The following is a 24,235-nucleotide window of genomic DNA, read 5'->3' as shown; positions in this document are numbered from 1 at the left end:
TCCACATGAAAAAACTGATAGTGCTTTTAATGGCACTGCTATATACTGCCGCGGCCTATTCGCAAAATACGTTTAAGGCTATTATCAAAGATGCCGAAACCGGCGAAAAACTGACCGGCGCGACTGCCTTACTGCAAGGCAGCGACAAAGGGGCATCAACCGATACCTCGGGTATGCTTACTTTAATTAATATACCTAACGGGCTACAAATTATACAGTTCAGCTACGTAGGTTATACCACACGTACTGATACGCTGATGTTTCCTCAGGGGCAAACCATGCCTTTAATTATACAACTGAACGCCGAAGGCGAAACTCTTACCGAGGTTACAATTGGTGCTACACGGAGCAGCCGAACCATTGCCAATATACCTACCCGCGTCGAGGTAATATCGGGCGAGGAAATGGACGAGAAAGCTAATATGAAACCCGGCGACATCCGCATGTTACTGGCCGAAAGTACCGGCATACAAACTCAGCAAACATCGGCCACCAGCGGCAACTCCAGTATACGCATACAAGGGCTCGATGGCAAATACACGCAAATCATCCGCGATGGATTTCCGTTATATTCGGGCTTTTCGGGCGGACTGGGCTTATTGCAGGTAGCACCGCTTGATCTGAAACAGGTGGAAGTTATAAAAGGATCATCATCAACCCTGTATGGCGGCGGCGCTATCGCAGGCTTGGTTAACCTGTTATCGAAAACACCGGAAGAGCAGCGTCAACTTAATTTTTTACTTAACGGCACATCGGCCAAAGGTCTTGATGCCAGCGCGTTTTACAGCGAAAAGTATGGCAAGCTTGGGGCTACGGTTTACGCGGCCTATAACCATGGCTCGCCTTATGATCCATCAGATATTGATCTGACGGCTATCCCAAAATTCAACCGGATCACGGTCAATCCTAAACTGTTTGTTTACTTTGATACCAACACCACACTTACGGCAGGCATCAACGCAACTATTGAAGATCGTACAGGCGGCGACCTCCATTTCATTGAAGGTAATGGAGATGCCCTGCACTCCTACTTTGAGCAGAACAATACACAGCGTTATAGTACGCAGCTACAGCTCGACCATAATATTAGCACCAATCAAAAGCTGTCTGTGAAAAATAGCGTGAGTTACTATAAACGTGGCATCCGCCTGCCCGATTACCTGTTTTCGGGCAGCCAGACATCTACCTATAGCGAAGCCAATTACACCAGTCACGGCGAAACTACCGATTGGGTAGCCGGGCTCAATTACCTTACCGATAATTTCACCGAGAACCGCAACAGCAATTTTCCGCTGCGCAGTTACCGGCAGAATACCTTAGGCGGCTTTGTGCAGAATACCTGGGATGTGAGCAAGGTTTTCATATTAGAATCGGGCTTACGGGGCGATTATCACAATAACTATGGCTTTTTTATGCTGCCCCGCATTTCAGGCTTGTGGAAGATTAGTCCGCAGGTATCTACCCGCTTAGGTGGTGGTTTAGGTTATAAAGCGCCTAATGTATTTACTGAGGATGCCGAACGTATCCAGTTCAGAAATGTGTTACCCGTTAACGTAGCCGAAACACGTGCCGAGCGCTCTTATGGCGCCAATTATGATATTAATTATCGCACCGGCCTGTTTAATAACAAGATTAGCTTTAGCGTTAACCAGTTATTCTTTTATACACGAATAGAAAACCCGCTGCTGCTTAACGCCTTGCCGAACGGCAACCTGCAATACCAGCAGCCCGGCGGCGACTTAAATACCAAAGGGATAGAAACCAATGTAAAGCTTACTTATGGCGATTTCAAGCTGTTTTTGGGTTACACTTATGCTGATGTAAGCAGGCATATTGGTAATAGCATTGATGCTTATCCGCTGGTATCGCCGCACAGGTTAAATAATGTATTGATGTTTGAGGTGGAAGATCAATGGAAGATTGGTGCCGAGGCCTATTTTTTCAGCAAGCAAAAGCTTAACGATGGCAGCACCGGCAACAGCTATTGGACAGCCGGTTTAATGGCTGAACGAATATGGGAACGCTTTTCGATATTCATCAACTTTGAAAACCTTACCGATACCCGCCAAACCAAATTTGGCAGCATATATACCGGCAGCATCAGCAACCCTACCTTTAAAGATATTTATGCCCCGCTGGATGGTTTTGTGGTGAATGGCGGTGTGAAATTCAGGTTATAGTTAGGGAGTAATTCATATTAGCTTGTCCCCTTATTCCGTTAAAATACAAACCGCCTCATAAAATTGCTTTATGAGGCGGTTTGTATTATGGTGGTAGCTTTAAAGGGCTATGTATTATTTGGCACCGGCAGAAACCTGCATTGGGTTTACTCCTACTGATTGTCCGCGAACCGGGCCGCCTGCTTTAAGTTTAAACAGCTGGAATTTTGATGGCTCAACTGCTTTACCCCAAACGTTGTTGGTTTCGTCGATATCGGCGGTTTCGCGCATTGGGTCTAACTTGATAGAGGCAACTTCTTTATCCTGTACGTAGAATTTTGAAGCTTTCTTTTCGTTCAGGCGCCAAATTTGAGCCGGGATACGGTCAAGTTGCTTGGTACCATCTTTAAAGGTAAACTCTACAATGATAGGCATCACCATACCGCCTTTATTGCTGAACGAAAGCTCGTAAAAATATTTTTCGCCGTACTTTTGTTTTTCAGCGTCGGTTGGCGTTTCCAGTTCTGTGGCCGGTTGTGCGCCTTTTGCTTTTACAATTGAGGCGTATTTAACGGTATCTACAGCTGCCAATCCACGATCATATTTCCAGTAGAAATCGCGTGCGGCAGTATCCCTGTCAGTGTAAAACTTGATCTTTTTATCCTCGCGGTTCAATACCTTTGAAAGGTCTTCAAAACTGTTTACCGCAGGCGGGGCCACTTTGCTTGCACCGCCGCCATTTACACCACCGTTACCAGGTAATTTGGTAGCGCTCAAATCGGCCTTAGCTACCTTAACCGAATCCAGTGAAATATCAACCGGATCAGTTCCGTAGAACCAGCCTCTCCAAAACCAGTCGAGGTCTTCGCCGCTGGCATCTTCCATTGTACGGAATAAATCGGCAGGTGTTGGGTGTTTAAAGGCCCAGCGTTTAGCGTATTGTTTGAAAGCGAAATCGAATAATTCACGCCCCATAATGGTTTCGCGTAGTATGTTCAGGCCTGTTGCCGGTTTTGAGTAAGCATTAGGGCCAAAGCGCACAATATTTTCAGAGTTGGTCATGATAGGTTCCAGCTCATCTTTAGGCAGTTTCATGTAATCAACAATGGTATATGCCGCGCCTTTTTTAACCGGGAATTTGTTATCCCAAAGCTCTTCGGTAAGGTACTCAACAAATGAGTTCAAACCTTCGTCCATCCATGTCCACTGGCGCTCATCGCTGTTAACGATCATCGGGAAAAAGTTGTGGCCAACCTCGTGGATCACCACACCCAGCATACCGTTTTTAGTACTTTCGCTGTAAGTGCCATCTTTTTCGGTACGGCCATAGTTAAAGCAGATCATCGGGTACTCCATACCGTTAGCCGCCTCAACGCTTTGCGCTACAGGGTACGGATATGGGATAGTGAAATCAGAATAAGTTTTGATGGTATGCGCTACCGCCCGTGTAGAAAACTTGCTGTACAGGTTATATGCTTCTTTACCGTAATAGCTCATGCACATTACGGTTTTGCCTTCAATATTCTGGCCCATGCCATCCCAAACAAACTTACGTGACGATCCCCAAGCGAAATCGCGTACGTTATTAGCCTGGAAAACCCATGTTTTTTTAGCTGCTGATGGAGTAGTTTCTGCCTTTTTAGCTTCGGCCAGGGTTACAATTTCAACGGGGGCCTTTGCTGTTTTTGCTTTTTGGTAGCGGGCAAATTGTGTTGGGGTTAACACGCCGCTGTAATTAATACACTCGCCGGTTGCGCCTATAATATGATCGGCAGGTACGGTCATTTGTACTTTGAAATTACCGAAGGTAAGCGCGAATTCGCCGCGACCGGTAAACTGGTGATTTTGCCAGCCCTGGAAATCGCTGTATACACACAGGCGTGGGTACCACTGCGTCATGGTGAACAGGTAGTTCTTATCCTCGGGGAAATATTCGTAACCACCACGACCGCCATAAACCATTCTGTCGGATATTTTATAATTCCAGTTTACGTTGAAAATGTATTGTTGCCCGGGTTTTAAGGCCACCGGCAAATCAATACGCATCATGGTTTTGTTAATGGTGTACGGAATAGTTTTGCCTGTTACATCCGTCAGTTTCAAAATATTGAAACCGTAACCATTATCCTTGTCCGATTTTTCGCTGCGGTCTACCGTTTGCAGGGTAGCAGCCCTCGGCATGGTTGAGCTCGACTGGTAGTTTGACGTTTTAAGGTTGTTGTGCTCGTTCTCGTCCAGTTGCAGCCAGATATAGCTCAACGGATCGGGCGAGTTGTTAAAATAGGTAATGGTTTCGCTGCCGGTTAAGGTTTGCGTTTTTTCGTCGAGTTCGCATTTGATGTTGTAATCGGCACGTTGCTGCCAATATTTAACACCGGGGGCACCACTTGCAGTACGCTGCTCGTTGGGGGTGGTTAAAATAGTGCCCAATTGCTCAAATTTGTTACCATGGTTGCTGCCCGGATTGTTATGAATATCCTGCGCATGGCCAAGTTTGACTAATGACGAAATGACTAATACTGTGGTAAATAGTTTTTTCATTTGTTAATATATGAGATCAGTAGGAAAAAAAATTCATTCTAATTAAAAAGGCAATCTTTCGAGCGCCATTTTCAGCGTTAATGCAAACACACCTGCCGAAACGAAGAATATCCAATCGCGGCGTTTTACATTAAACATTTTAGTAGCTATCATAGCTACCAGTAATATAATAATCACCACAAATATCTGCCCGGCCTCTAACCCAACGTTAAAACCAAAAAGGCTCCAGCCGAGAGATTGATCTTTTGCCAGCATGATACGTACGGCATTGGCAAAGCCCATACCATGGATCAGCCCGAAACCAAGTGCCAAAAAGTAATTGGTTTTTTGACTGCCTTGCTTGGCATTTACACTGAACAGGTTATTTAACGCGGTGATAAAGATGGTACAGGGTATTAAAAATTCAACCCATTTGCTGCTGAAGCGAATAATATCCAACACACTTAACACCAGCGTTAGCGAATGCCCAATGGTAAATGCTGTGACTAATATAAGTACTTGTTTAATATTTGAGAAACTGTAAACGGCAACAAGCGCTAAAATGAACAACTGGTGGTCGAGCGCGTCGGCGCTGATGATGTGTTCCCAGCCGAGCTTAAAGTAAAAACTAATATTATCTAAAGAAAAACCCACCCCGTTGCGTCAGTTGTATAATAAAGGCTAAATTTAACCCGTTTTTAATAATAAAGAGAACCCAAAGGGTATATATGGTCAGTTTTTTTTCAAAATCCCTATTATATTGTTACATATTTTTAGGCATCACCGCTTTTAAAGCTCCCTCAAAAGCAAATTTTCACCCGTTGCATGTAAGCACTACCGACATTAGCTACAATAAAGACGATGGTAAGTTTGAAGTGATATGTACCATTTTTACCGATGATTTTGAGGCCGCGCTCGCTAAGCAATACCATACCAAAACCGATCTTTCGAAAGAAAGCATGCACGTCGCCATGGATGAGTTGGTAAAAAAATATGTAGCTGATCATCTGCAACTAAAAACATCGGCTACGCCGCTTAAGTTAACCTACATCGGTTTTGAAAAGGCGAATGAAGCGGTAAACATCTATCTTGAATCGGACAAGACAACAGCCATTAAAAAAGTGGATGCCGATGTAAGCCTGCTGCATAATTTGTACGACGACCAGATGAACATTGTACACATCACCGTGAACGGCGCACGCAAAAGCACTAAGTTAGACTATCCTAACCGTAAGGTAAGTCAAACGTTTTAAGCTAAACCTCGTTCATCAAGATTTGAAACAGCTGTATTTTGGAGGAAAGGCTATACAGACTTAATAGCTCGCTTGCCCAATATCCAGGCGATTGATCTTTCCATCAGTATTAATATGGAATTTGAAATAGGTTTTAAAATCGCCCCATTGGTCGCTGTGAAATTTGCCGTATACACTTAAACCATCATTCTCTACCCTATCAATACTGTTAAAATGTTCGTGCCCAAGTGCTGAGTCGCTAAAGTATCTGAAACTGATCAGCTTGCCATCGTCATACAGCTCGGCATCGGTAGTAAAAAGCGAGAACCACACGGTTTTGTTAGCAGTTTGTAAAGCGTTTATAGCCTGCTTAACTACTGGGTTGGTCAGTTTTTCGGTATACATCAGTTTTGTTTTGAGTTTGCTTTTATTTTGAGCACAAGCCGTAGCTGCAAGTAACATAAAACAGATTATATAATTGAGACTTGTTTTCATTTTGTTGAATAATAGAATATAGTAGATAAATCAGCATAAAGCCATAGCAAATTTTGTAATCGCTATGGCTTTAATATTTAATACAAAGCGACTAATTTGTTGCACCACCGTTAACTAACAAGTGCTGACCGGAAACAAAGGAAGACAGATCGCTGGCGAAAAACTCGGCTACATTGGCTACGTCTTCTACTTCGGCCAAGCGATTCATGGGACAGCTGTCCAGCAATTGTTTGCGCAAATCTGGATAACTACCGGCCTCGGCAAATATACCCGAATGGTCCACCGCGAAAGGAATGATAGAGTTTACCGTTACTCCACGGTGTCCAATTTCTTTAGAAAGTATATCAACTAAATACCTTGGCGTAGTTTTACTGCCACCATACACAGCCATGCCGGGTACCGGGTATGAAGTAGTGCTGGAGGCGATATATATAATACGACCGTTATCTTCTATGTGTTTGGCGGCTTGCTGCATGGTAAAATAAGTACCTTTTGTATTTATTGAAAATACCCGATCAAACTGCTCTTCTGTAAAATCAACCACCGGGGTTTCTACCAGTTCAATACCGGCATTGGCTACTACAATATCTATCTTACCAAATACTTTTTTAGCTTCTGTAAATAGTTTTTCCAGCTCTGCTACCTTACTTACATCGGCCTGTATGGCAATCACCCGTACACCCATGGCGGTAATATTGCTTACCACTTCATCTGCCGATGTTTTATCGCGCGAATAATTGATCACAATGTCGGCACCTAATGCTGCGTAACGTTCTGCAATGGCTTTACCTAAGCCCCTTGCCGAGCCAGTAATAACGGCTACTTTATCTTTTAATGAGTTCATTTTTATTTTACTGATGAGTTGATAATTATTGTTTGAGTTGAGGCTGCCCCTGTAAAGCATGCAGTTTTTCGACAGCCAGGTTATTAAGCCAGGCAAAAACAAACCCAGCTGTTATAGGATACAGCAATTCAAGCACGGGCGTTGGTTTTAATTCGGGATGCACACCAAAAAGAATGATCAGCCCAAGAAACCATGCAGGTATATTATTCAAGCCTTTTATTCTCGCTAAAAAAGCCAGTGAGCCAATGAAGAAAAATACGGACAGTGGAAAGCCTAAAGCGCCGATCAGCCTGGTGAGTAGTGCCGCGGTTAGCTGAATCATCACTCCCATCGCCATTCCTGATACTATTTGCAGAAATGAGCTGATTGATGTTTTCCAAGTTTTTCCGAAAATGTAAAAACTTACCCAGGCTATAAACATTACCCATGTGGGCCATTGCAGCGAAAATGATACGGTTACAGCTATGGCTCCAAATAAGCCAAAGGCTATTGCAATTGGTAGTGTTTTCATAAAGTGTTCTTTTAATAATTGTTGATAGCTTTTTACCGAAAAATAATTTATGCCATAGCACCGTTAGCACCTATGTTTTGGGCCGAGATCCATTTGGCATCATCGCCGGCCAGGAATACCACTATTTTGGCTATATCATCGGGTTCGCTAATACGGTTAAATGCGGTTAATGATGCCAGGCGATCAATTACTTCCTGGGGTTTGCCTTTGGTGAACAATTCGGTATTGGTTGGCCCCGGAGATACAGAGTTCACATTAATGCCCCTTGCACCAACCTCCTTAGCAAACACACGTGTTAACTGTTCTACAGCGCCTTTTGTGGCTACATAGGTACTGTAGGTAGGCATCATTAAGCGGGTGGTAGTTGATGAAAAGTTGATCACACTGCCGTTATCGGTCAGGCGGGTGGCAGCTTCGCGCATGGTATTGAAAGTACCTTTTACATTGATATCAAACTGGCGGTTGTAATCTTCGTCGGTGGTATCCTTAAGCAGTTTGGTTATCATTATACCGGCATTGTTAACCAGCACATCCACACGGCCATAATGGGCAATGGCAGCATCAAACAGGTTCTTTACATCAACTGTTTTACTTACATCGGCCTGTATGGCAATGGCATCGCCGCCATTGGCAATTATACTCTTTACGGTTTGTTCGGCTGCTTCGGTACCACCGGCGTAGTTTACAATAACCTTTGCGCCTGCTTGGGCAAGTTTGTGGGCAATAGCCGCACCGATGCCTCTTGAAGCACCGGTTACTAAAATTACTTTTTCTGATAATGTATTCATGACTTTGTTTGTTTTTAAAATGACATAACAAAGGTGAAGTTTATCATACCCCGAAAAGTACAGATACTAAAGCATTACATGCGAATTTCTAAGATGCGGCAATACTGTGCTGCTTGCGGAAAAGCACCGGAGATACATCCGTATGCTTTTTGAAATAATTACTGAAATGTGCCGATTCGGCAAAGCCCAGTTTATAGGCAATTTCTTTGATGGATACCGATGAGTTTTGCAACAGCGATTTAGCTTCGGCAATTGTTTTTTCGGCTATCCAGGTACCAATGGCTTTTCCTGTTTTAGTTTTGATTACGCTGCTGAGATAGTTGGGATGAAGGCTTTGTGCATCGGCATATTCCTGCACACGATATACATTGTTCACTGTACCGGCACTCAGATCGCGGTAGTGTTTTTCGAGCAGGCGCTTAAAATCCTTTACAATTACCGAACTACGGTTACCTTCATATATAGGATTATAATCTTTCCAGAAATATTCCTTTATTTTGAGCAGCATTACTACAAACAGATTGCCGATCATGCGATTGCGATAGGGCGAGTGCGAATTGTATTCTTTTGTTATTTGCGTATATAGGTGTTCAAATTCGGCAAACAAGCTTTCATTAAGGGTACGGGGTGGTACGGTTTCGGCCAGCAGGAAAGGGAACTCATCAAAAATATCGGCATGTACGTTCTCTTTTAAAAAAGATTCGCTCATGGTGATCATATATACATCATGTAGTTGCTGCCACTCGAAGGATTTATAATGCCCCGGATTTGTAAAGTAAATGGTGCCCGGCTCGGTCGGGAAAACCTTATCATCGGTAGTGTATCTGCCGTGTGAGTTTTTCACAAACACAAACGAAAAGAAATTAGCCCTGAATACAGGCGAAACATAAGGCAGTTCCGCATGAATATCGTGCAGATTATGTACATCAAAGCCACTGTTATCATCAAGCCTGCTAACAGGTAAACCAAGGTGCTTATATAAATCCTGCACCCGGTTAAAGATCAGTATCTTTTCAGTTGTTTTCATGATGATGGCGTATCGGCTGTGCAAAATACCAACAAAATTTTGAATGCAAATACCGTCGTAAACACAGCGACTCAAAAAGTACCACAAATCATATTGCTACCTATATGATAGCGTATTCACAACAAACAGCTTACACCCCATAAAAAAGCCCTGCATTGTGGTAATGCAGGGCTTCGTGAGAAAATTGTATTTCTACTTATTGTTTTACTTTACCATCGCTATCAAGCTCGGTAACAGGGTAACCTAATTTTTCTAATCCCGGAAGGATCTTTGCTTTATCACCTACTACTAAAATGATCATGTTATCAGTGTTCAGGTATTTTTGAGCCAGCTGATTAATTTGATCTGTAGTGATTGATGTAAGGATATTGTTTTGCTCCGTTACGTAAGATGGCTTAAGATCGTACTCCTGCAAGCGCGATAAAAACGCGGCCTTTTGCTGGTTGGTTTCGTATCTGCGCGCATCACTCTGACCAATTGAGGTTTGGGTAAACTTTAATTCATCAGCGGTGATACCGCTTTGTCTGTAGTTTTTAATCTCCTTGATAAATTCAATTACAGAACTATCAGTAGCAGCGGCTTTAACACCGGCGCTGGCCGTAAAGTCGCCACCAAACTTACCTGATGAAAAACCGGAACGTGCACCGTAGGTCCAGCCCTTATTTTCGCGCAGGTTCATGTTGATGTGACTGTTGAAAGCACCACCTAAAATGTAGTTAACAATACCTAATTTATAGAAATCGCCGGTTGCATCATAGTTCAGGTTATCTAAGTAACCTATGCGGATCTCTGATTGCGCCGCGCCCGGTACATCAACAATATATAAACTTGTTTTGTCGAAAGATTTACCACCGGCAGGCGTAGGTACAGTAACCTTTTTATCGGCCCAGGTATTAAGGAAAGCCAGATTGGTTTTTACAGCCGCTTCGCTGATATCACCCACTACCACTATGCGGGTAAGTGATGGCGAGAAGTTGGCATTATAGAAATCCTGCACATCCTGCAAAGTAATACCCGGTATGGTTTGCTCGTTACCACCTGTTGAATACGTACGCACGTTGTCTGTTCCGTACAATATTTTGCTGTATACGCTGCTGGCTACACCCGCGGGTTGGGTTTTGGCTTGTTTAAAGCCTTCCATTATTTGCTTTTTAATACGGTCGAGCGCATCCTGCGTAAATTTCGGGTTGTATAAACGCTCCTGCAATAAGGCCATTGTTTTAGCTACGTTTTTGCTTAGCGATGATACCTCAATACCAATATTTTCGCTGCCGGCATAAATGCCGATATCGCTGCCTATTTTCTCCAGTTCGGCATTAAACTGCTCTGAAGTATAGTTTTTTGTATCCTCATTCATCATACGGGCAACCACGCCTGCCAATCCCGCTTTAGCCGGATTAGCAATAGCGAATAAGCCACCACCTTTAATAGAGATAGACATAGATACCGAAGGAATCTCCTTATTCTCTGTACCGATGATCTGGATGCCGTTTGGCGTAGTAGTGCTCCAGATAGCAGGCACCTTGATAGATGGGTTTGGCCCAACACCCGGTTTAGCAGCACGATCGAAGTTATCGGTCGGCTTCTTGTAAGTTAATCCTGTATAACCATAATCAGGTGCTTTGTAGCCGCTGGTATTAATGGTATAGTTATCAGGCGCTACAGGTTGTAAACCACCTTCTTTTGGTAATACGCTAAGTATTACCGCAGGTTTACCTTTAATGTATTGATTGTAAACACGCATTACATCAGCCTTGGTTACCGAACGTATATCGTTCAGTTCGCGACCGATTTGATTAGGGTTACCTGTGAAGGTTTGTGCGGCCGCCAGTTCAGATACCTTACCGCTTACGCTTGATAAGCTGTTAATATAGTTTGATTCGGCACTTGCTTTATAGCGGATCAGGTCTTCATCAGTCGGGCCTTTCTTTTCAAACTCGGCCAATGATTCGTCAACCAGTTTCTTCATATCAGCCAGCGTTTGCCCCTGGAATGGTACCACACGGATAGAAATCTCCCCTGCCAGCTCAGTATTCGACGAATTCATAGAAGCCTGAACTGCTTTACGGCTTTTTACAAAGTTTTGATAGAAAATAGAGTTTTTACCCTGACCAATAATTGCCGACAATACATCAAGCGCAGGCAGATCTTTAGCGTACATTTTAACACCCGGGTAACTGATTGAAAGCAATGCCAGCTTAGCGTAATTATCGGTGTAGGATACATACCTATCGGCGGTTAATACCGGTGCAGGTAGCAATACGTTAGTTACAGCCGGGCCTTTTGGTATGCTACCGAAGTATTTGCTAACCCATGCCAGTGTTTGTTTAGGGTTAAGATCGCCGCCTATGGTAATAGTAGCATTGTTAGGGCCATACCAGCGCAGGAAGAAGTTCTTCAAATCGTTAACACCTACTTTATTCAGTTCCTCAATATAACCGATAGTTAACCATGAGTATGGGTGACCGTACGGATAAAGGTTTTTAGAAGTATATTCTCCGGCCAAACCATAAGGACGGTTATCATAGTTTTGACCGCGCTCATTTTTTACAGTAGCACGTTGTACCTCAAATTTTTGCTGCGTTACGGCATCCAGTAAAAAGCCCATACGGTCTGATTCCAACCAAAGCATTTTTTCCAGTTGATTTGCCGGTACAGTTTCGTAGTAGTTGGTGCGGTCGCGATTGGTTGAACCATTAAGGGTACCGCCTGCTTCGGTTATTATTTTAAAGTGGTCGCCATTAGCTACATGGTCTGATCCCTGGAACATCATGTGCTCAAAAAAGTGCGCGAAGCCCGATTTACCTATCTCCTCGCGGGCCGAACCAACGTGGTAAGTAACATCAACATGCACCAATGGATCAGAATGGTCTTCGGCCAATATTACGGTAAGGCCGTTTGGCAATACATACTTTTCGTAAGGGATAACTAATTCGGTGCCCTTGCGGGTAACTTTTTCAATAAGTTTGGGTTGCGTTTGTTGCGCAGATGCACTGAGAACCAGGCATAATGCCGATTGCACCAGCAAGACGGTCTTGAGGGGTTTGATCATTTGCTTTTATAATTAAGTCAGTCTTCTTTTCATTCCTCATATTTAATAAGAAATTAAAGAAGGTATAATAATAGTAATTTTATGCTGATGCTTATCAAAACAAAGCCTTGCCCGCTGTAAATTTTATTGTAAAGTATTTGTGACGATTGTACAAATCAGTCATGCTATCAATTAATAACCTTACCCTCTTTAATAATTATTTTGGCAGAAAAGGTTAGCCCGGCATCAAGATACCGTGACGCTGTTTCGGTGATCACTGCTGCACTGCGATTTATTTTTCCCTTAAATACGGCTTTGCCTTTTACAATTATTGTAACCGCTTTATTAAGGTTCAGTAATCTATCGTTCAGGTAAATATAAAGCTCGCTATTGTCGTTCTTTTCAATGCTGATCGTATTGTCTTTTATGGATGCTCTTACTTCCGCTCCGGTTTTTACACCTTGGGGCACGCCGAGCCAGTAAAAACCGGTATGGTGGCGGTCATCCTGTATCCATACCACTTTATTGGGCAGCGGGTTACGGGTTAAGGCTGCTATCCATTTTACAGCTACGGTATCTTTATGCTCCATCCAGTGCGGATTTTCGGGATAGATGTGTGTTTCGTGCTGATAACCTGCCGGGTCTAACTTTTGCAGACTGTCCAGCTTATCACCATATATTTTAGCCAGTTTGTTACGACTATAGGCGGCATCCTTCCCTCCCATGTAAATAGAAAATGGCAGGTTGCGCAAATTCTCCAGTCGCATATCGCCGGGGTGCCCGGCCATCATTGCCGCCGCCGCAAAACGGTAAGCCATACGTGGCGCCAGCTGGTAGGTACCATCGCCACCGGCCGAATAACCCATCAGGTACACCTTATCGGGGTCAATGTTGGCCGTTACAATGGCCGATTTGATAAGCTCATCAATCATGTCATCTATATGATCTTCATGCCAAAGGTTCCAGTTATTAGTTGGCGCTCGGGGTGCCAGGTAAATGCCCTCGGGCGGAGCATAAAGTGTTATTTGATTTTTCCATTGCTGATCGTTAACCTCCGGAGCTGTGCCGCCACCGCCATGCAGAGATATGTATAAACTATGCCCATTTTTAGGAATTGCCCCTCGTGTAACGTATTCGAATTTCATTACCAGGTCGCCTTTTTTTATCTGCTTGCTGTTCCAGTTTTTCCAGGCCTGCTGTTGATAAGCCCTTTGAGCTGAATCGAGTACTTTTGCAGTTATCAGTTCGGCCTGCTTTTTATTGAGCCTTTTTTGAGCGGAAGCAGCTGATACCACACAGCAACATAGTAAACAAATCGAAAACAGAAATCTCACAGATTAAACTTTAGTAACAGTAAAATGATTTTTATAATTATTACGAGGATTTATTTTTAATAAATTACCAATCGGAAGTAGCGCCACTGCCCGAAAAGCCGCTGTTAGAAGATGAACTACTACCACTACTATCGCCTGAACCCCAGTTTCCATACCTGTTTTGATTATCATTCTCCTCATCTCTGCGGCGGCGGCGATCCTCTTCTTGCTCCTCCCTATCCCTGCGTTTTTTTTCCTCTTCCTCCTCGTTATGCTTATCCATAAGACTTTTGGCCATGTAACCGGCCGCTGCACCACCTAAAAAGGTTCCAACGCCGGAGGAACTTCTGCTACCTCCATACGATCCGCCGTAATACCGGCCGGATGATTCACCCGGTGAAAAATTTGATAAATACCGGCGATGATACTCTTCCTTGTCTCGATTGCTTTTATTAATCCGATAGATCAGGTATATCACTGCAAATACGGGTATACCTAAAAAAATCAGGAACGCCAGAAATGTCTCAAAGCCGGAAAGGGGTTCAGTTTTACTTTCAGATGCTGCTTGCTCTCCTTTTGTATCTGCTTTTACATCAGCAGAAGTAGCTGATGCTACTCTTTGGGGTGTTACATTTAGCTGTGATTGTACTTGTTCAATCATTGCGGCTAAACCTGCATTGTAATCGGCCTTTTTAAAATGAGGCTTAATGGCATTCATTATTTCAAGGCACTTATCCTCTGTAAGTACATCTTCAAGATTACGTGCCACTTCAAGCCGTTGCTTACGCTGACTTATCGCCGCTACGTAAACCAACCCGTTTTTATTTTTACCAATATGCCATTTACGACCAATAAGTAATGCATAATCCTCTATTTCGTATTCAGGTGGTAACTTATCAATCAATACAATTGCAAATTGCACTCCTGTTTGGTTTTCTATAGCATTTATGCTCTTGTTCAGATTTTCTATCTCCGAGGATGTTAGCACACCAACAAAATCATTCACATACGTATCTTTCCGGGGCTCCGGGATTTGGGCAAAGCTGTCAAATGAAAAGAGTAATATTAAAAGAGTTAAAATTTTATTCATGTTATAAGGTTTAGTTATTGCATGTATCCATTAGGCAACTAATATACTGTTTTTTACAAAAATTGCTTTTAAAACGATGTAAGGCCACAAACACTTTATATAAATCGTTTTTTATACACTTATTTATTTGGATATATTGCAGTTATGGCTTTTCTTTGTAACAAATTTATTACCACATTTAATGAGAGATCCCCACTGCCCTTGTTTGGCTGTATTTATACAGCTAAACATTTATGCGCATGGCAGCGTTTGGCCCTTGCCAATAGGTAAAATTCCGTTACACGGATCTTTTACTACATCTTTTTCAAGTAAGTTTTAGTTTAATTGGTCTACCTACCTCCACCTCGTAAATAGCACTACACGACCCTTTTTTATTATTAACTATTGACCCAATTTATGATCAAAAACTTTACTAATTCACTTAAAAAAACTATTGGCAGCCACCACCTGCTAAAGTTAACTTGCTTTATCTTCACTATGTTCGCGCTCAATACCGCATACGCGCAAAAGAACGGAACAATTAAAGGCCGCGTTACAACTGCCAACAACGAAATAGCGGCATCTGTAAACATTACCTTAAACGGCGATAAGCAACATGCCACAAGTACCAATGACGAAGGCAGCTACATACTCACCCGTATTACTCCTGGCACTTATACCTTAACAGCTAAACTGATTGGCCTCGGCACACAAGAAAAGCAGGTTACTGTTAACTCAGGCGAAACTTTGGTAATTGATTTTGTTTTAGCCGAAGACAGCCAATCGCTCAGTGAAGTTACGGTAACATCTGGTTATAATAAATTCGCGAAAAAGGAAACCGAATCGGTAGCGAGAATGCCGCTTAAAAACCTGGAAAACCTTCAGGTGTACAATATTGTACCTAAGGAACTTCTGCAAGACCAGGTGATACTGAGCTACAATGATGTGCTTAAAAACGTTACCGGTGTAAGCCAGGCTGCCATAAACGGCGCCAACTCATTTAACCTGCGTGGCTTTACCACTAAAAGTTTTTTACGTAATGGTTTACAAGATGGTAAAGCCAACAGCATTGAAGTAGCCAATATTGAACGTATAGAGGTGTTGAAAGGCCCATCTGCCACACTGTTTGGTAATAGCCTTACTTCTTTCGGCGGTTTAATAAACCGGGTTACAAAAAGACCATTTAATACTTTTAATGGTGAAGTAAGTTATACCGCCGGTGGTTTTGGTTTAAGCCGTGTTACAGCCGATTTTAATACTCCTTTAAATAAAAGTAAAGGTCTGTTGCTGCGTACCAATGTGGCTTATACCGATGAGGGTAGCTTCATGGATGCAGGCTTCAGCAAAAGGCTAATGGTAGCGCCATCGTTAAGCTACAAGGTAAACGACCGCTTATCGTTATTTGCCGATGTGGAGATCTATAACCAAAAGGCGAACGATTATGTACGCCTTATCCCCCAGGCATCGTTTACTAAAACAAATCCGGCTTTGCTTAATGTAAACTGGAAACGTTCGTACAACAATAACGAAATTTACGAAACTCAAAACTCGGTAAGCGCTTTCGGCGAGGTTAACTATAAAATATCTGATCAATGGAAATCGCAAACGGTATTTTCACGTACCAACGCGCCTATCGAAGGCTTGTTCATGATCAACTTTATACAGGGCGACACAGCAGTATTACGTATGCCGGGATACGAACATGCCGACTATAAATACACCGAGATACAGCAAAACTTTAACGGCGATTTCCATATAGGCAAGCTCCGCAACAGAATGGTGATCGGGTTGGATTATTATGTGAATACGCTTAACAGTTCTTTCGTACAGCAATACGGTTTCGATAAAGTGCGTATTCCGGGTAATGATCCTCAATACAACAAGCTTACCCGTTATTCTGTTGAGCAGGTCTTCGCTGCCAAAACGTACACTAAAGATTTTATAGATCAGCGTGTTTACAGCGGCTATGTATCTGATGTGCTCAACCTTACCGGTGAGTTGCTTGTAATGGCCAGCTTACGTGTAGATCGTTTTGTGAATAATGGCGATTACAGCATTAACCGTGATACCACCACCGGTCAATTTAAGCAAACCGCACTTTCGCCAAAATTGGGTTTGGTTTACCAGGTAATACCTCAGCAGGTTTCCGTATTCGGTAATTACATGAACGGTTTTAAAAATAACGCGCCAAGCAAACAGCCCGATGGCACACCTGTCAATTTTAAACCGAGCTATGCCAACCAATGGGAAGCCGGTGTAAAAACCGACCTGTTTGATGGTAAGCTGAGTACTACCGTAAGCTATTACCACATTAAAGTAGATGATGTGTTACGCGGCGATGTTACGCCGGGTCGCCAGGGTTTTATATTGCAGGATGGCGGCCAGTTAAGCAAAGGCGTTGAGGCCGAAGTAATCGCTAATCCGTTTAAAGGGTTTAACATTATTGCCGGTTATGCCTACAATGATAATTATACCATTAATACCAATAAAGACATTGATGGTCTGCGCCAATGGTCGGGCCCGGCAAGAGCGGCTAACCTTTGGTTGAGCTACCAATTACCCGGACAAACATTAAAAGGTTTGGGCTTGGGTATAGGTGGTAACTACAACAGCAAGGCCTACATTATGCAATCGCGTAGCCAGGGTGAGTTTTATTTGCCTGCCTACAAGGTATATAATGCCGCTGTCACCTATGATCAGCCCTCCTATCGCGTTAGCCTGAAAATGGATAATCTAACCAATAAAGAATATTGGGGAAGCTATGTAAGTCAGATGATGCCAAGGCGATTCAGCGCTACGGCAGCATTCAAGTTTCAATAAAAGAAAACAGGAAGGGCATCCATAAAACGGATGCCCTTCCTGTTTCGATACAAAACGGTATAACCGCATCCGATTTGTATTTATATAGCTATATATCAAAACAATACAATAAATTAGGGGCATGAAAGCCTCGCGTTTTACTTTGGTATGGATATGCCTCGCAATTTGCGGATGCTCAAAAAATATAAATAAACCCACCATAATTGCCTGGGGCGATAGCTTTACTTACGGCACGGGTAGCACGGGTGCGAGTTACCCTGCCGTGCTCGAAACCTTATCGGGGTATAGGGTTATAAATAGAGGTACGGCCGGCAATACCAGTACCCAAATTAAAAACAAGCTACTGGCCGATAAGCAATACTACCGTTACCCCTCAATAATATGGGTGGGAAGAAACAACCTGCCCGATAGCGTAACCATATTAAAAGATATTGACGAAATGGTGAACGCGCTTGGCCGTTCGCACTTCCTGGTGTTAAGCATCCTCAACTCCGAAACAGAAGGCATTGGCACAGCAAGATATACAACTATACAACGCATTAACAGGCAGCTTTCAGCGGCTTATGGCGACCGCTTTATAGACATTAAAGCATACCTGCAAACCCACCGCGATACCAGCCTGATGAAAGACGATAATATTACCACTTATGATATTACCCCTACAAGTTTACGTGCCGATAACCTGCATTTGAACAGCCGGGGCTATCAATTAGTGGCACAAAAGGTGTATGAGAACATCGATATTCTGCTTAAGTAAGGCGTATAAATACGTATTATTATGCCTGTATTATATTATTTTTAACTGATAATAAGCACACTGCACATAATATTAAAAAAAGCTTTGTGAATAGCCGCAAGATTTCTATTTTTGCAATCTCCAAAACGGTAGATGTAGCTCAGTTGGTTAGAGCATCGGTTTGTGGTACCGAGGGTCGTGGGTTCGAGCCCCATCATTTACCCAAAAGCCTCTCATGAAAATGAGAGGCTTTTTTTCTTGCCGTTTTTTCCTTTGTCTTATTAACTCCCAAAGCATATTGCTCATCATAGCCAAGCGCAGGAGAATCATGTATATTTGATAATTATATTTTAAGATAATGACCCCGGACAAAGACATAGAAAAAATCTTATTTAGACCTATAATGGACGCTCAGGAATTCACTGAAATGATGGGACATTTGAAGTTTGTCAATTATGGTGATTTTAAGGAAGTCAACTGGCTTAATACACCTGGACCAATTTATACAACTTTCACTGATAATTGTGGTACAGGGCAAGTTGAGGCGATGAATAATGTAGGAGGAGACGAAGACTATCATGAAGTAATATTTAAACAACCTTTAGACAGGCGAGAGTTACGTGAGACGTTAACTGCTGCTGTAATTGATCCATTTGGCGCTTATTATTTTGACGGCAATCAAAATTGGACTACTAATTTGATAATTGAATGGTGGCAAAAAAGTAATGAGCGTCTTGATTATATCCTTGATTGTTATCAATACGAATTAAATTTGCCTGCAATTCTTAACAGACCGTTATACGGGCCAAGAAAACCCATTCCTGAAAATTATAAAAGTTGGTTGGACTTCTATCAAAAAGGAATGAAAGAATATCTTGAGTGGTATATTTTAAAGCTCAGCAACCATGAAGTAATTTTAAACGATATTGTTTTTGATTGGACGAAAAAAAATAGATTAGACGCTGTTTTGAAATCAAAAAAGGCATAGCATAATAATGTTCTGTTGCTATAATTTTTAGAAAAAACAGCCTATTTAAATCAATTTATCCATAAAACGATTCAAATTACACTTTGTTATTGACCCGGCAGCCTTTTCATCAAGATTAGAGTTTTTTGTATCAGCATAGAAGAACACCGACCAAAGACTGAAACTTCGGGTTAACGTTATTTTGTAGACGTTTTTTAAGACTTTTCATATATCCTTTTGAATATGTTGATATTTAGTATTTTTATCTTTACAAAAGTAAACAAGCACTAATGGATCTTAAGTCGACAGATATAATTTGTCCTGAATGCAAGAACAGGGCAGAGTTTTTATCTAACGAAGAAGTTGTCATTTCTACCAACCGCACCTCCTCAAAAGAGGGGAAAATCATTTGTTCAAAATGTGGGCTAATTAAAAATAGCAGCTTTAATCAGGAAATGTATTACTTTCAAATCCCAGTAGGCAAGCGTTATTTATATGCACGCAATCAGGAAAACCTCATCGCTCTAAGAAAATTTTTTGATGAGAATATAAAAATAGATGACCCGAATATGGATTTTCCACGCGAGTTTTACGTGAACAAGATTGCCCTTGTTAAATCAATCGATAAAAGGTTAGAGAAAGAGTTAAAGTTGTATTAAGTAAAATTTGCTACAGTATTTTTTCGCATTTAACTATTTAAGTTAAAATTGGTTGAAAAATATCCTGTTTCAATCAATTCTTCCACAAAAAACAATTCAAGTTATGCCCCCTCTACAATATAACAAAATGTAACTTTTGTTATATTGTAGAGCGCCTGATAGTCAGATAATTTTGAGTCATCAATCACTTAAAATTACGACTATGAAAAAACGAATAGTATTAATGATGCTCGTTACTATTTCTTTAATAGGTGCATGCAAAAAAGATGAAAACGGAGCCGGTAAGGGCGGTGTTGCCATAAATAATGAAGATAGTGCTAAAGGCCTCTTTTCAAAAATGAACAACTTATGGAAGGTAATCTTGAGGCCAACACTTGCAAAAACACCTCAGGTTTACGCAAATACTATCCTCAACGGCACATCCGGAACGGCAACTGTTAACGGAGAATATAGCACAACACGTTCCTCCTCTTCATCATCAACCAGGTCAAGTTCTACTGTCGACGTAACTGTTACCTTTAAAGATTTTGAAGCCGATGGCCTGACTATTAATGGTACACTTCGCTTTTTTGATTACAGTAACTCACGCACCGCCTGCTCAAGCTCAGGCTGCGCGTCATCAAATCATACCGATTTAGATTATCAATCCAAGAATAGTTCAGGCGGTAGCCTGGGACCCGTGAACGTTCAATTTGAGTACAGCGGCCAAAACTATAAAGACGCGGTAACAATGGATATTAACAAATATGATAACGCGCACTGGGCTATTGTAGTAATTAACAGCGCCGGTGAAACCATTAATACATCCTACTAAATATTTAAAAATGCAGTAAACATTACCGGCATCTACGCTATACATAGGGGCATTGACAATATTTAATCCTTTTAAAATAGGTATAATATATAATACCGAGGCTTCCTCTATCTGCCCGGCATCTGAATTAAAGTTTTATTCTTCATTTAGGCAACGCGCAACAAATTCGAAAGTATTTGCAACAAATTCGAAAGTTTTTTTTCTTCAATTGGCCTTTATTTGCTTGTTACTTTTCAATTATTAATCATTAAAATCAAACTTTACTTAACATGAAAAACAAGTATTTACTGTTATTATTAACTGCTGCAATGCTCTTCACGGCATCGTGCGGCAAAGACGGTGGTATAGGCCCTAAGGGTGATACCGGGGCGCAAGGCGAACAGGGGGCAAAGGGTGATACCGGGGATAAGGGAGCCACGGGTGCTACCGGCGCAAAAGGTGCAACCGGTAACGCCAACGTTAGGGTTTACACAAAAGATATTAGTTCGTCAACCTGGCAAACAAATTCAACCGGAGGTGGCAAAGGGTATTTATCATTAAATATACCGGCCACTATCCTTACCGAGGATATTATTAACAACTGGGTAAACCTGGTATATGTAAGTTCAAGCGATTTCGGTTATTCATGGGGGATAGTTCCTTATTATACCGAGCGCAACATCAGGGTAACAGCACAATTGTCTGTGGGTAGTATAACGTTAAAACGCGATCAGGATGGAATTGCTTATACGCAATCGGGCTTTTCGGCCGTGAAGGTGGTATGTATCAAGCCTTCAACCACCGAGCAACTACAATTTAGCAACAAACAAGAGCTTATACAAGCGTTGAAACAAAAAGGCATTGATGCCGGCAATTTCACCTCGCTTAAACAAGGCCTGTCCTTAACGGATCAATAGAAACACCCGTATACATTTTCTCGGTATAAGGAATTATGCCCGGAAAAATCATCTATGAAGGTTTCTTAAAAAAAGAAGCCGCTTCCCGGTAAACAGGAAGTGGCTTCTGTTTTATGATCTATTAATTGTGTATAATACTATTTGTTCTTCGGTCTCAAGTTTTTCAAAAAGCCTGTTTAAATAAATTCGTCCACTAAAATGGTTCGGTCTATACTCTATCATTTATCCAAAAGTCTCTTATGAAAATGAGCGGCTTTTTATTTTGGTATAGATATATTTGTATATCTATATGTCCACATTTAAATGAAACCTATACTTCTTATCACATTTATATCGTTGTTTTTTTTCGCATGCAACAATCTGCAATCTCAGGCCAATCAATCTACAAACAATCATGAAACAGACACTCTCAAAAAGAAGGTCGTTCAACGTGAAATATTATCTTCTGTAAATTACAACCAGGTTTTTGAAAATAAGATAGTTGATGGGATTTCTATAAAGCTTCTTGAAATTGGAAATCTTAATGTGCCTACAGGGAAAATCGTTGCCTGCGACCCGCTTGTTACAGTAAATTACACACCTTTTAACAAAACCGTTAAACCGGGAATATATCCTGTTAAGATCTACATCGCCGAAACAAAAGAATCCGGAGAAAGATACGCGATCGCGAAACTGGAGTTTAGTTCAAAAAAAGCAGATAAATGGGTGCTCGCCCTTCAGGATGGAGAAGATACTTCAGAACTTAAAAATCCGGATGACTATTTTGGCTTCCCGGTAGATGCAGGCCTTGGCGGATTTTTTGATTATAAGGCCGGTTTAGAATATGGAAAATTTACAGATCAATTTCAAAAAGAACACCCGGAAGGTAATATATATGAAGATTATTTGGCATCTGAATTTAAAAAGAATGCTAAAGATCCAAATGATGACGGGGATTGGATAAATTTAAAAATTCCAAATTCTGATTTAAATATTACTATGTTTCATTCGGGTTATGGCGACGGAAGTTATCCGGCATACTGGGGAATGACAAAGAATAACGAGATTGTTTCTTTAATTATAGATTTTCTTGTATTACCATTAAATAAAAAGTAATTCATATCAGCCACAGCAAGCTGCGTTTGGAGTAACCAGCATCCCCTTTAATAAAAATGAAGGGCTTTTTTGTTTGCCATTTCTCATTATCTTTAGTGATGCTGTGATAACACCAATCGCGAGCTATGATATTCTATAATTTAACTATATGAAAATACCTAAACACCTTATCAATATACTTTTGATTTTTGCTGTGCTTACTACGGCATGTCAAAAAAGTAAACTTCAAGACGAAATACCAGTGGATAGTACCGAGGTCAAGCACGATACCATTCCTCAATACGTTCAAACTGCAAATGTTTATGTTGGCGGAAGCACTTACGATTCGATAACCCATGTAAGGCAGGCTGCATATTGGAAAAATGAAGTTGCAGTTATACTTACCCATGGTACAAAAGACGCAGAGGTAAGTGGTATAGCTGTTGAAGGCGACGATGTATACGCCGCGGGGTATACAACCGATGATAACGGTGCTTACATTGCTACTTATTGGAAAAACGGGGTACAGGTAAATTTAACAAGTAATATTACAAACGCTTCTTCGGGCAGTATAGTAGTAAAAGGAAACAATGTTTATATCGCCGGTTTTATAGATAACTATGCCGTTTACTGGAAGAATGAACGAAGAGTTTTCCTTCCGTTACTACCGGGTATGAGCATAGGAAGCAGTGCCGGTATAGCTATACAAGGGTCGGATGTTTATGTTTCAGGATATCAGGTAGGCAATAAGGCCGCTTCTGTATATTGGAAAAACAATACTGCAACAAAACTTCCAAATGATAGTATATCATATGCAGGTAAGAATATTGTATTTCAAGATGGCAACATGTATATGCCGGCAACTTATCCTTTCTACTACTCCGGAAAAGAGGTAGTCAATTATTGGAAAAATGGTGCCCCCGTTTCATTGGCAGATGGAATAGTTGGCATTAATGCAATTGAAATAGCAGTAAATGGCAACGATGTTTACCTTGCTTGCAACACATCAAAAGGTGCCGGTTATTTTAAGAACAATAAACTAATATCGCTTCCCAATGAATTTTCAGAGATGACAGGCATAGCGGTACTTGATAATGATGTTTATACCTCAACCCAGTCCACTTATCAAAAAAAGTCTGTTGCTGCTTTCTGGAAAAACGATATACCTGTTTACCTTTCGTCGCCCATTGGCCGGGGTGGTTTTGCATCGTCAATTGTAGTTAAACCTTTGAAATAGGTTGGTATATAATATATTGGTTTTAATTGGTTACTCATTCTGC

At 41.6% G+C, this 24,235-nt stretch carries 19 protein-coding genes, 1 tRNA gene and 1 pseudogene; 11 read left to right on the top strand and 10 right to left on the bottom strand.

Features of this window, described 5'->3' with window-relative positions; all coding sequences use genetic code 11:
- Positions 1-5 precede the first annotated feature (5 nt).
- Positions 6-2,180: a TonB-dependent receptor gene (locus AC07NA_RS01875; RefSeq protein ID WP_494895188.1), complete on the top strand. Its 2,175-nt coding sequence runs from the start codon at positions 6-8 to the stop codon at positions 2,178-2,180.
- 828 nt (positions 2,181-3,008) lie between these two features.
- On the opposite strand, the pseudogene AC07NA_RS01870 reads toward AC07NA_RS01875, so the two are convergent.
- Positions 3,009-3,656 (bottom strand): annotated as a pseudogene (locus AC07NA_RS01870) (M1 family aminopeptidase); the annotation flags it as partial.
- A 1,086-nt stretch (positions 3,657-4,742) separates the two neighbouring features.
- Complete coding sequence (locus tag AC07NA_RS01865) at positions 4,743-5,333, bottom strand: HupE/UreJ family protein (RefSeq protein WP_494895186.1); 591 nt, start codon at positions 5,331-5,333, stop codon at positions 4,743-4,745.
- Between the two features lie 74 nt (positions 5,334-5,407).
- On the opposite strand from AC07NA_RS01865, the gene AC07NA_RS01860 reads away from it, so the two are divergent.
- Positions 5,408-5,932: a DUF6702 family protein gene (locus AC07NA_RS01860; RefSeq protein WP_494895184.1), complete on the top strand. Its 525-nt coding sequence runs from the start codon at positions 5,408-5,410 to the stop codon at positions 5,930-5,932.
- A 60-nt stretch (positions 5,933-5,992) separates the two neighbouring features.
- On the opposite strand, the gene AC07NA_RS01855 is transcribed toward AC07NA_RS01860, so the two are convergent.
- The 8 genes from AC07NA_RS01855 to AC07NA_RS01820 form a co-directional block, all read right to left on the bottom strand.
- Positions 5,993-6,316, bottom strand: a complete 324-nt coding sequence (locus AC07NA_RS01855) for a hypothetical protein (protein ID WP_494895182.1) — start codon at positions 6,314-6,316, stop codon at positions 5,993-5,995.
- 181 nt (positions 6,317-6,497) lie between these two features.
- Positions 6,498-7,250: an SDR family oxidoreductase gene (locus AC07NA_RS01850; RefSeq protein ID WP_494895180.1), complete on the bottom strand. Its 753-nt coding sequence runs from the start codon at positions 7,248-7,250 to the stop codon at positions 6,498-6,500.
- Between the two features lie 25 nt (positions 7,251-7,275).
- Positions 7,276-7,761 carry a DUF1097 domain-containing protein gene (locus AC07NA_RS01845; RefSeq protein ID WP_494895178.1) on the bottom strand — a complete coding sequence of 162 codons (486 nt, stop codon included), beginning with the start codon at positions 7,759-7,761 and terminating at the stop codon, positions 7,276-7,278.
- A gap of 47 nt (positions 7,762-7,808) precedes the next feature.
- Entirely contained in the window at positions 7,809-8,549 is a 741-nt protein-coding gene (locus AC07NA_RS01840) for an SDR family oxidoreductase (RefSeq protein ID WP_494895176.1), read from the bottom strand.
- Positions 8,550-8,637: 88 nt separating this feature from the next.
- Complete coding sequence (locus AC07NA_RS01835; RefSeq protein ID WP_494895174.1) at positions 8,638-9,576, bottom strand: helix-turn-helix domain-containing protein; 939 nt, start codon at positions 9,574-9,576, stop codon at positions 8,638-8,640.
- A 196-nt stretch (positions 9,577-9,772) separates the two neighbouring features.
- Positions 9,773-12,628 carry a M16 family metallopeptidase gene (locus AC07NA_RS01830; protein WP_494895172.1) on the bottom strand — a complete coding sequence of 952 codons (2,856 nt, stop codon included), beginning with the start codon at positions 12,626-12,628 and terminating at the stop codon, positions 9,773-9,775.
- Between the two features lie 167 nt (positions 12,629-12,795).
- Positions 12,796-13,902 carry a dienelactone hydrolase family protein gene (locus AC07NA_RS01825; RefSeq protein ID WP_494895170.1) on the bottom strand — a complete coding sequence of 369 codons (1,107 nt, stop codon included), beginning with the start codon at positions 13,900-13,902 and terminating at the stop codon, positions 12,796-12,798.
- Between the two features lie 103 nt (positions 13,903-14,005).
- Positions 14,006-15,010 (bottom strand): TPM domain-containing protein, encoded by a 1,005-nt coding sequence (locus tag AC07NA_RS01820; RefSeq protein ID WP_494895168.1) that lies wholly within the window; start codon positions 15,008-15,010, stop codon positions 14,006-14,008.
- A 396-nt stretch (positions 15,011-15,406) separates the two neighbouring features.
- On the opposite strand from AC07NA_RS01820, the gene AC07NA_RS01815 reads away from it, so the two are divergent.
- From AC07NA_RS01815 to AC07NA_RS01775, 9 genes are all read left to right on the top strand, one after another.
- Positions 15,407-17,809 carry a TonB-dependent siderophore receptor gene (locus AC07NA_RS01815; RefSeq protein ID WP_494895166.1) on the top strand — a complete coding sequence of 801 codons (2,403 nt, stop codon included), beginning with the start codon at positions 15,407-15,409 and terminating at the stop codon, positions 17,807-17,809.
- Between the two features lie 121 nt (positions 17,810-17,930).
- A complete protein-coding gene (locus AC07NA_RS01810) occupies positions 17,931-18,566 on the top strand; it encodes an SGNH/GDSL hydrolase family protein (protein ID WP_494895164.1) in 636 nt (211 codons plus the stop codon).
- Positions 18,567-18,694: 128 nt separating this feature from the next.
- A tRNA-His gene (locus tag AC07NA_RS01805) sits at positions 18,695-18,768 on the top strand.
- Positions 18,769-18,903: 135 nt separating this feature from the next.
- The gene (locus AC07NA_RS01800) at positions 18,904-19,533 is read left to right on the top strand and encodes a hypothetical protein (protein ID WP_494895162.1); all 630 of its coding nucleotides are present in this window, start codon (positions 18,904-18,906) and stop codon (positions 19,531-19,533) included.
- Between the two features lie 269 nt (positions 19,534-19,802).
- Positions 19,803-20,171, top strand: coding sequence for a hypothetical protein (locus AC07NA_RS01795; RefSeq protein WP_494895160.1), 369 nt, complete (start codon positions 19,803-19,805; stop codon positions 20,169-20,171).
- A 202-nt stretch (positions 20,172-20,373) separates the two neighbouring features.
- Positions 20,374-20,985 carry a hypothetical protein gene (locus tag AC07NA_RS01790; protein WP_494895158.1) on the top strand — a complete coding sequence of 204 codons (612 nt, stop codon included), beginning with the start codon at positions 20,374-20,376 and terminating at the stop codon, positions 20,983-20,985.
- 269 nt (positions 20,986-21,254) lie between these two features.
- Complete coding sequence (locus AC07NA_RS01785; RefSeq protein WP_494895156.1) at positions 21,255-21,881, top strand: hypothetical protein; 627 nt, start codon at positions 21,255-21,257, stop codon at positions 21,879-21,881.
- Positions 21,882-22,184: 303 nt separating this feature from the next.
- Positions 22,185-22,976 carry a DUF4241 domain-containing protein gene (locus AC07NA_RS01780; protein ID WP_494895154.1) on the top strand — a complete coding sequence of 264 codons (792 nt, stop codon included), beginning with the start codon at positions 22,185-22,187 and terminating at the stop codon, positions 22,974-22,976.
- 148 nt (positions 22,977-23,124) lie between these two features.
- Complete coding sequence (locus AC07NA_RS01775; RefSeq protein WP_494895152.1) at positions 23,125-24,192, top strand: hypothetical protein; 1,068 nt, start codon at positions 23,125-23,127, stop codon at positions 24,190-24,192.
- The last annotated feature ends 43 nt before the right edge of the window (positions 24,193-24,235 follow it).

The organism is Mucilaginibacter sp. GW821-FHT07G05 (genome assembly GCF_059418565.1).
The sequence above is the reverse complement of the archived record's forward strand: the minus strand, read 5'-3'. Positions and strand labels throughout refer to the sequence as shown.

What these genes read in the sequence shown, in the direction of transcription:
- AC07NA_RS01780 (WP_494895154.1), top strand. Translation starts at nt 22,185, where the DNA reads ATGAAACCTATACTTCTTATCACATTTATATCGTTGTTTTTTTTCGCA.
- AC07NA_RS01860 (WP_494895184.1), top strand. Translation starts at nt 5,408, where the DNA reads ATGGTCAGTTTTTTTTCAAAATCCCTATTATATTGTTACATATTTTTA.
- AC07NA_RS01775 (WP_494895152.1), top strand. Translation starts at nt 23,125, where the DNA reads ATGAAAATACCTAAACACCTTATCAATATACTTTTGATTTTTGCTGTG.
- AC07NA_RS01835 (WP_494895174.1), bottom strand. Translation starts at nt 9,576, where the DNA reads ATGAAAACAACTGAAAAGATACTGATCTTTAACCGGGTGCAGGATTTA.
- AC07NA_RS01785 (WP_494895156.1), top strand. Translation starts at nt 21,255, where the DNA reads ATGAAAAACAAGTATTTACTGTTATTATTAACTGCTGCAATGCTCTTC.
- AC07NA_RS01815 (WP_494895166.1), top strand. Translation starts at nt 15,407, where the DNA reads ATGATCAAAAACTTTACTAATTCACTTAAAAAAACTATTGGCAGCCAC.
- AC07NA_RS01845 (WP_494895178.1), bottom strand. Translation starts at nt 7,761, where the DNA reads ATGAAAACACTACCAATTGCAATAGCCTTTGGCTTATTTGGAGCCATA.
- AC07NA_RS01795 (WP_494895160.1), top strand. Translation starts at nt 19,803, where the DNA reads ATGGATCTTAAGTCGACAGATATAATTTGTCCTGAATGCAAGAACAGG.
- AC07NA_RS01855 (WP_494895182.1), bottom strand. Translation starts at nt 6,316, where the DNA reads ATGTATACCGAAAAACTGACCAACCCAGTAGTTAAGCAGGCTATAAAC.
- AC07NA_RS01840 (WP_494895176.1), bottom strand. Translation starts at nt 8,549, where the DNA reads ATGAATACATTATCAGAAAAAGTAATTTTAGTAACCGGTGCTTCAAGA.
- AC07NA_RS01850 (WP_494895180.1), bottom strand. Translation starts at nt 7,250, where the DNA reads ATGAACTCATTAAAAGATAAAGTAGCCGTTATTACTGGCTCGGCAAGG.
- AC07NA_RS01875 (WP_494895188.1), top strand. Translation starts at nt 6, where the DNA reads ATGAAAAAACTGATAGTGCTTTTAATGGCACTGCTATATACTGCCGCG.
- AC07NA_RS01790 (WP_494895158.1), top strand. Translation starts at nt 20,374, where the DNA reads ATGAAAAAACGAATAGTATTAATGATGCTCGTTACTATTTCTTTAATA.
- AC07NA_RS01800 (WP_494895162.1), top strand. Translation starts at nt 18,904, where the DNA reads ATGACCCCGGACAAAGACATAGAAAAAATCTTATTTAGACCTATAATG.
- AC07NA_RS01810 (WP_494895164.1), top strand. Translation starts at nt 17,931, where the DNA reads ATGAAAGCCTCGCGTTTTACTTTGGTATGGATATGCCTCGCAATTTGC.
- AC07NA_RS01820 (WP_494895168.1), bottom strand. Translation starts at nt 15,010, where the DNA reads ATGAATAAAATTTTAACTCTTTTAATATTACTCTTTTCATTTGACAGC.
- AC07NA_RS01830 (WP_494895172.1), bottom strand. Translation starts at nt 12,628, where the DNA reads ATGATCAAACCCCTCAAGACCGTCTTGCTGGTGCAATCGGCATTATGC.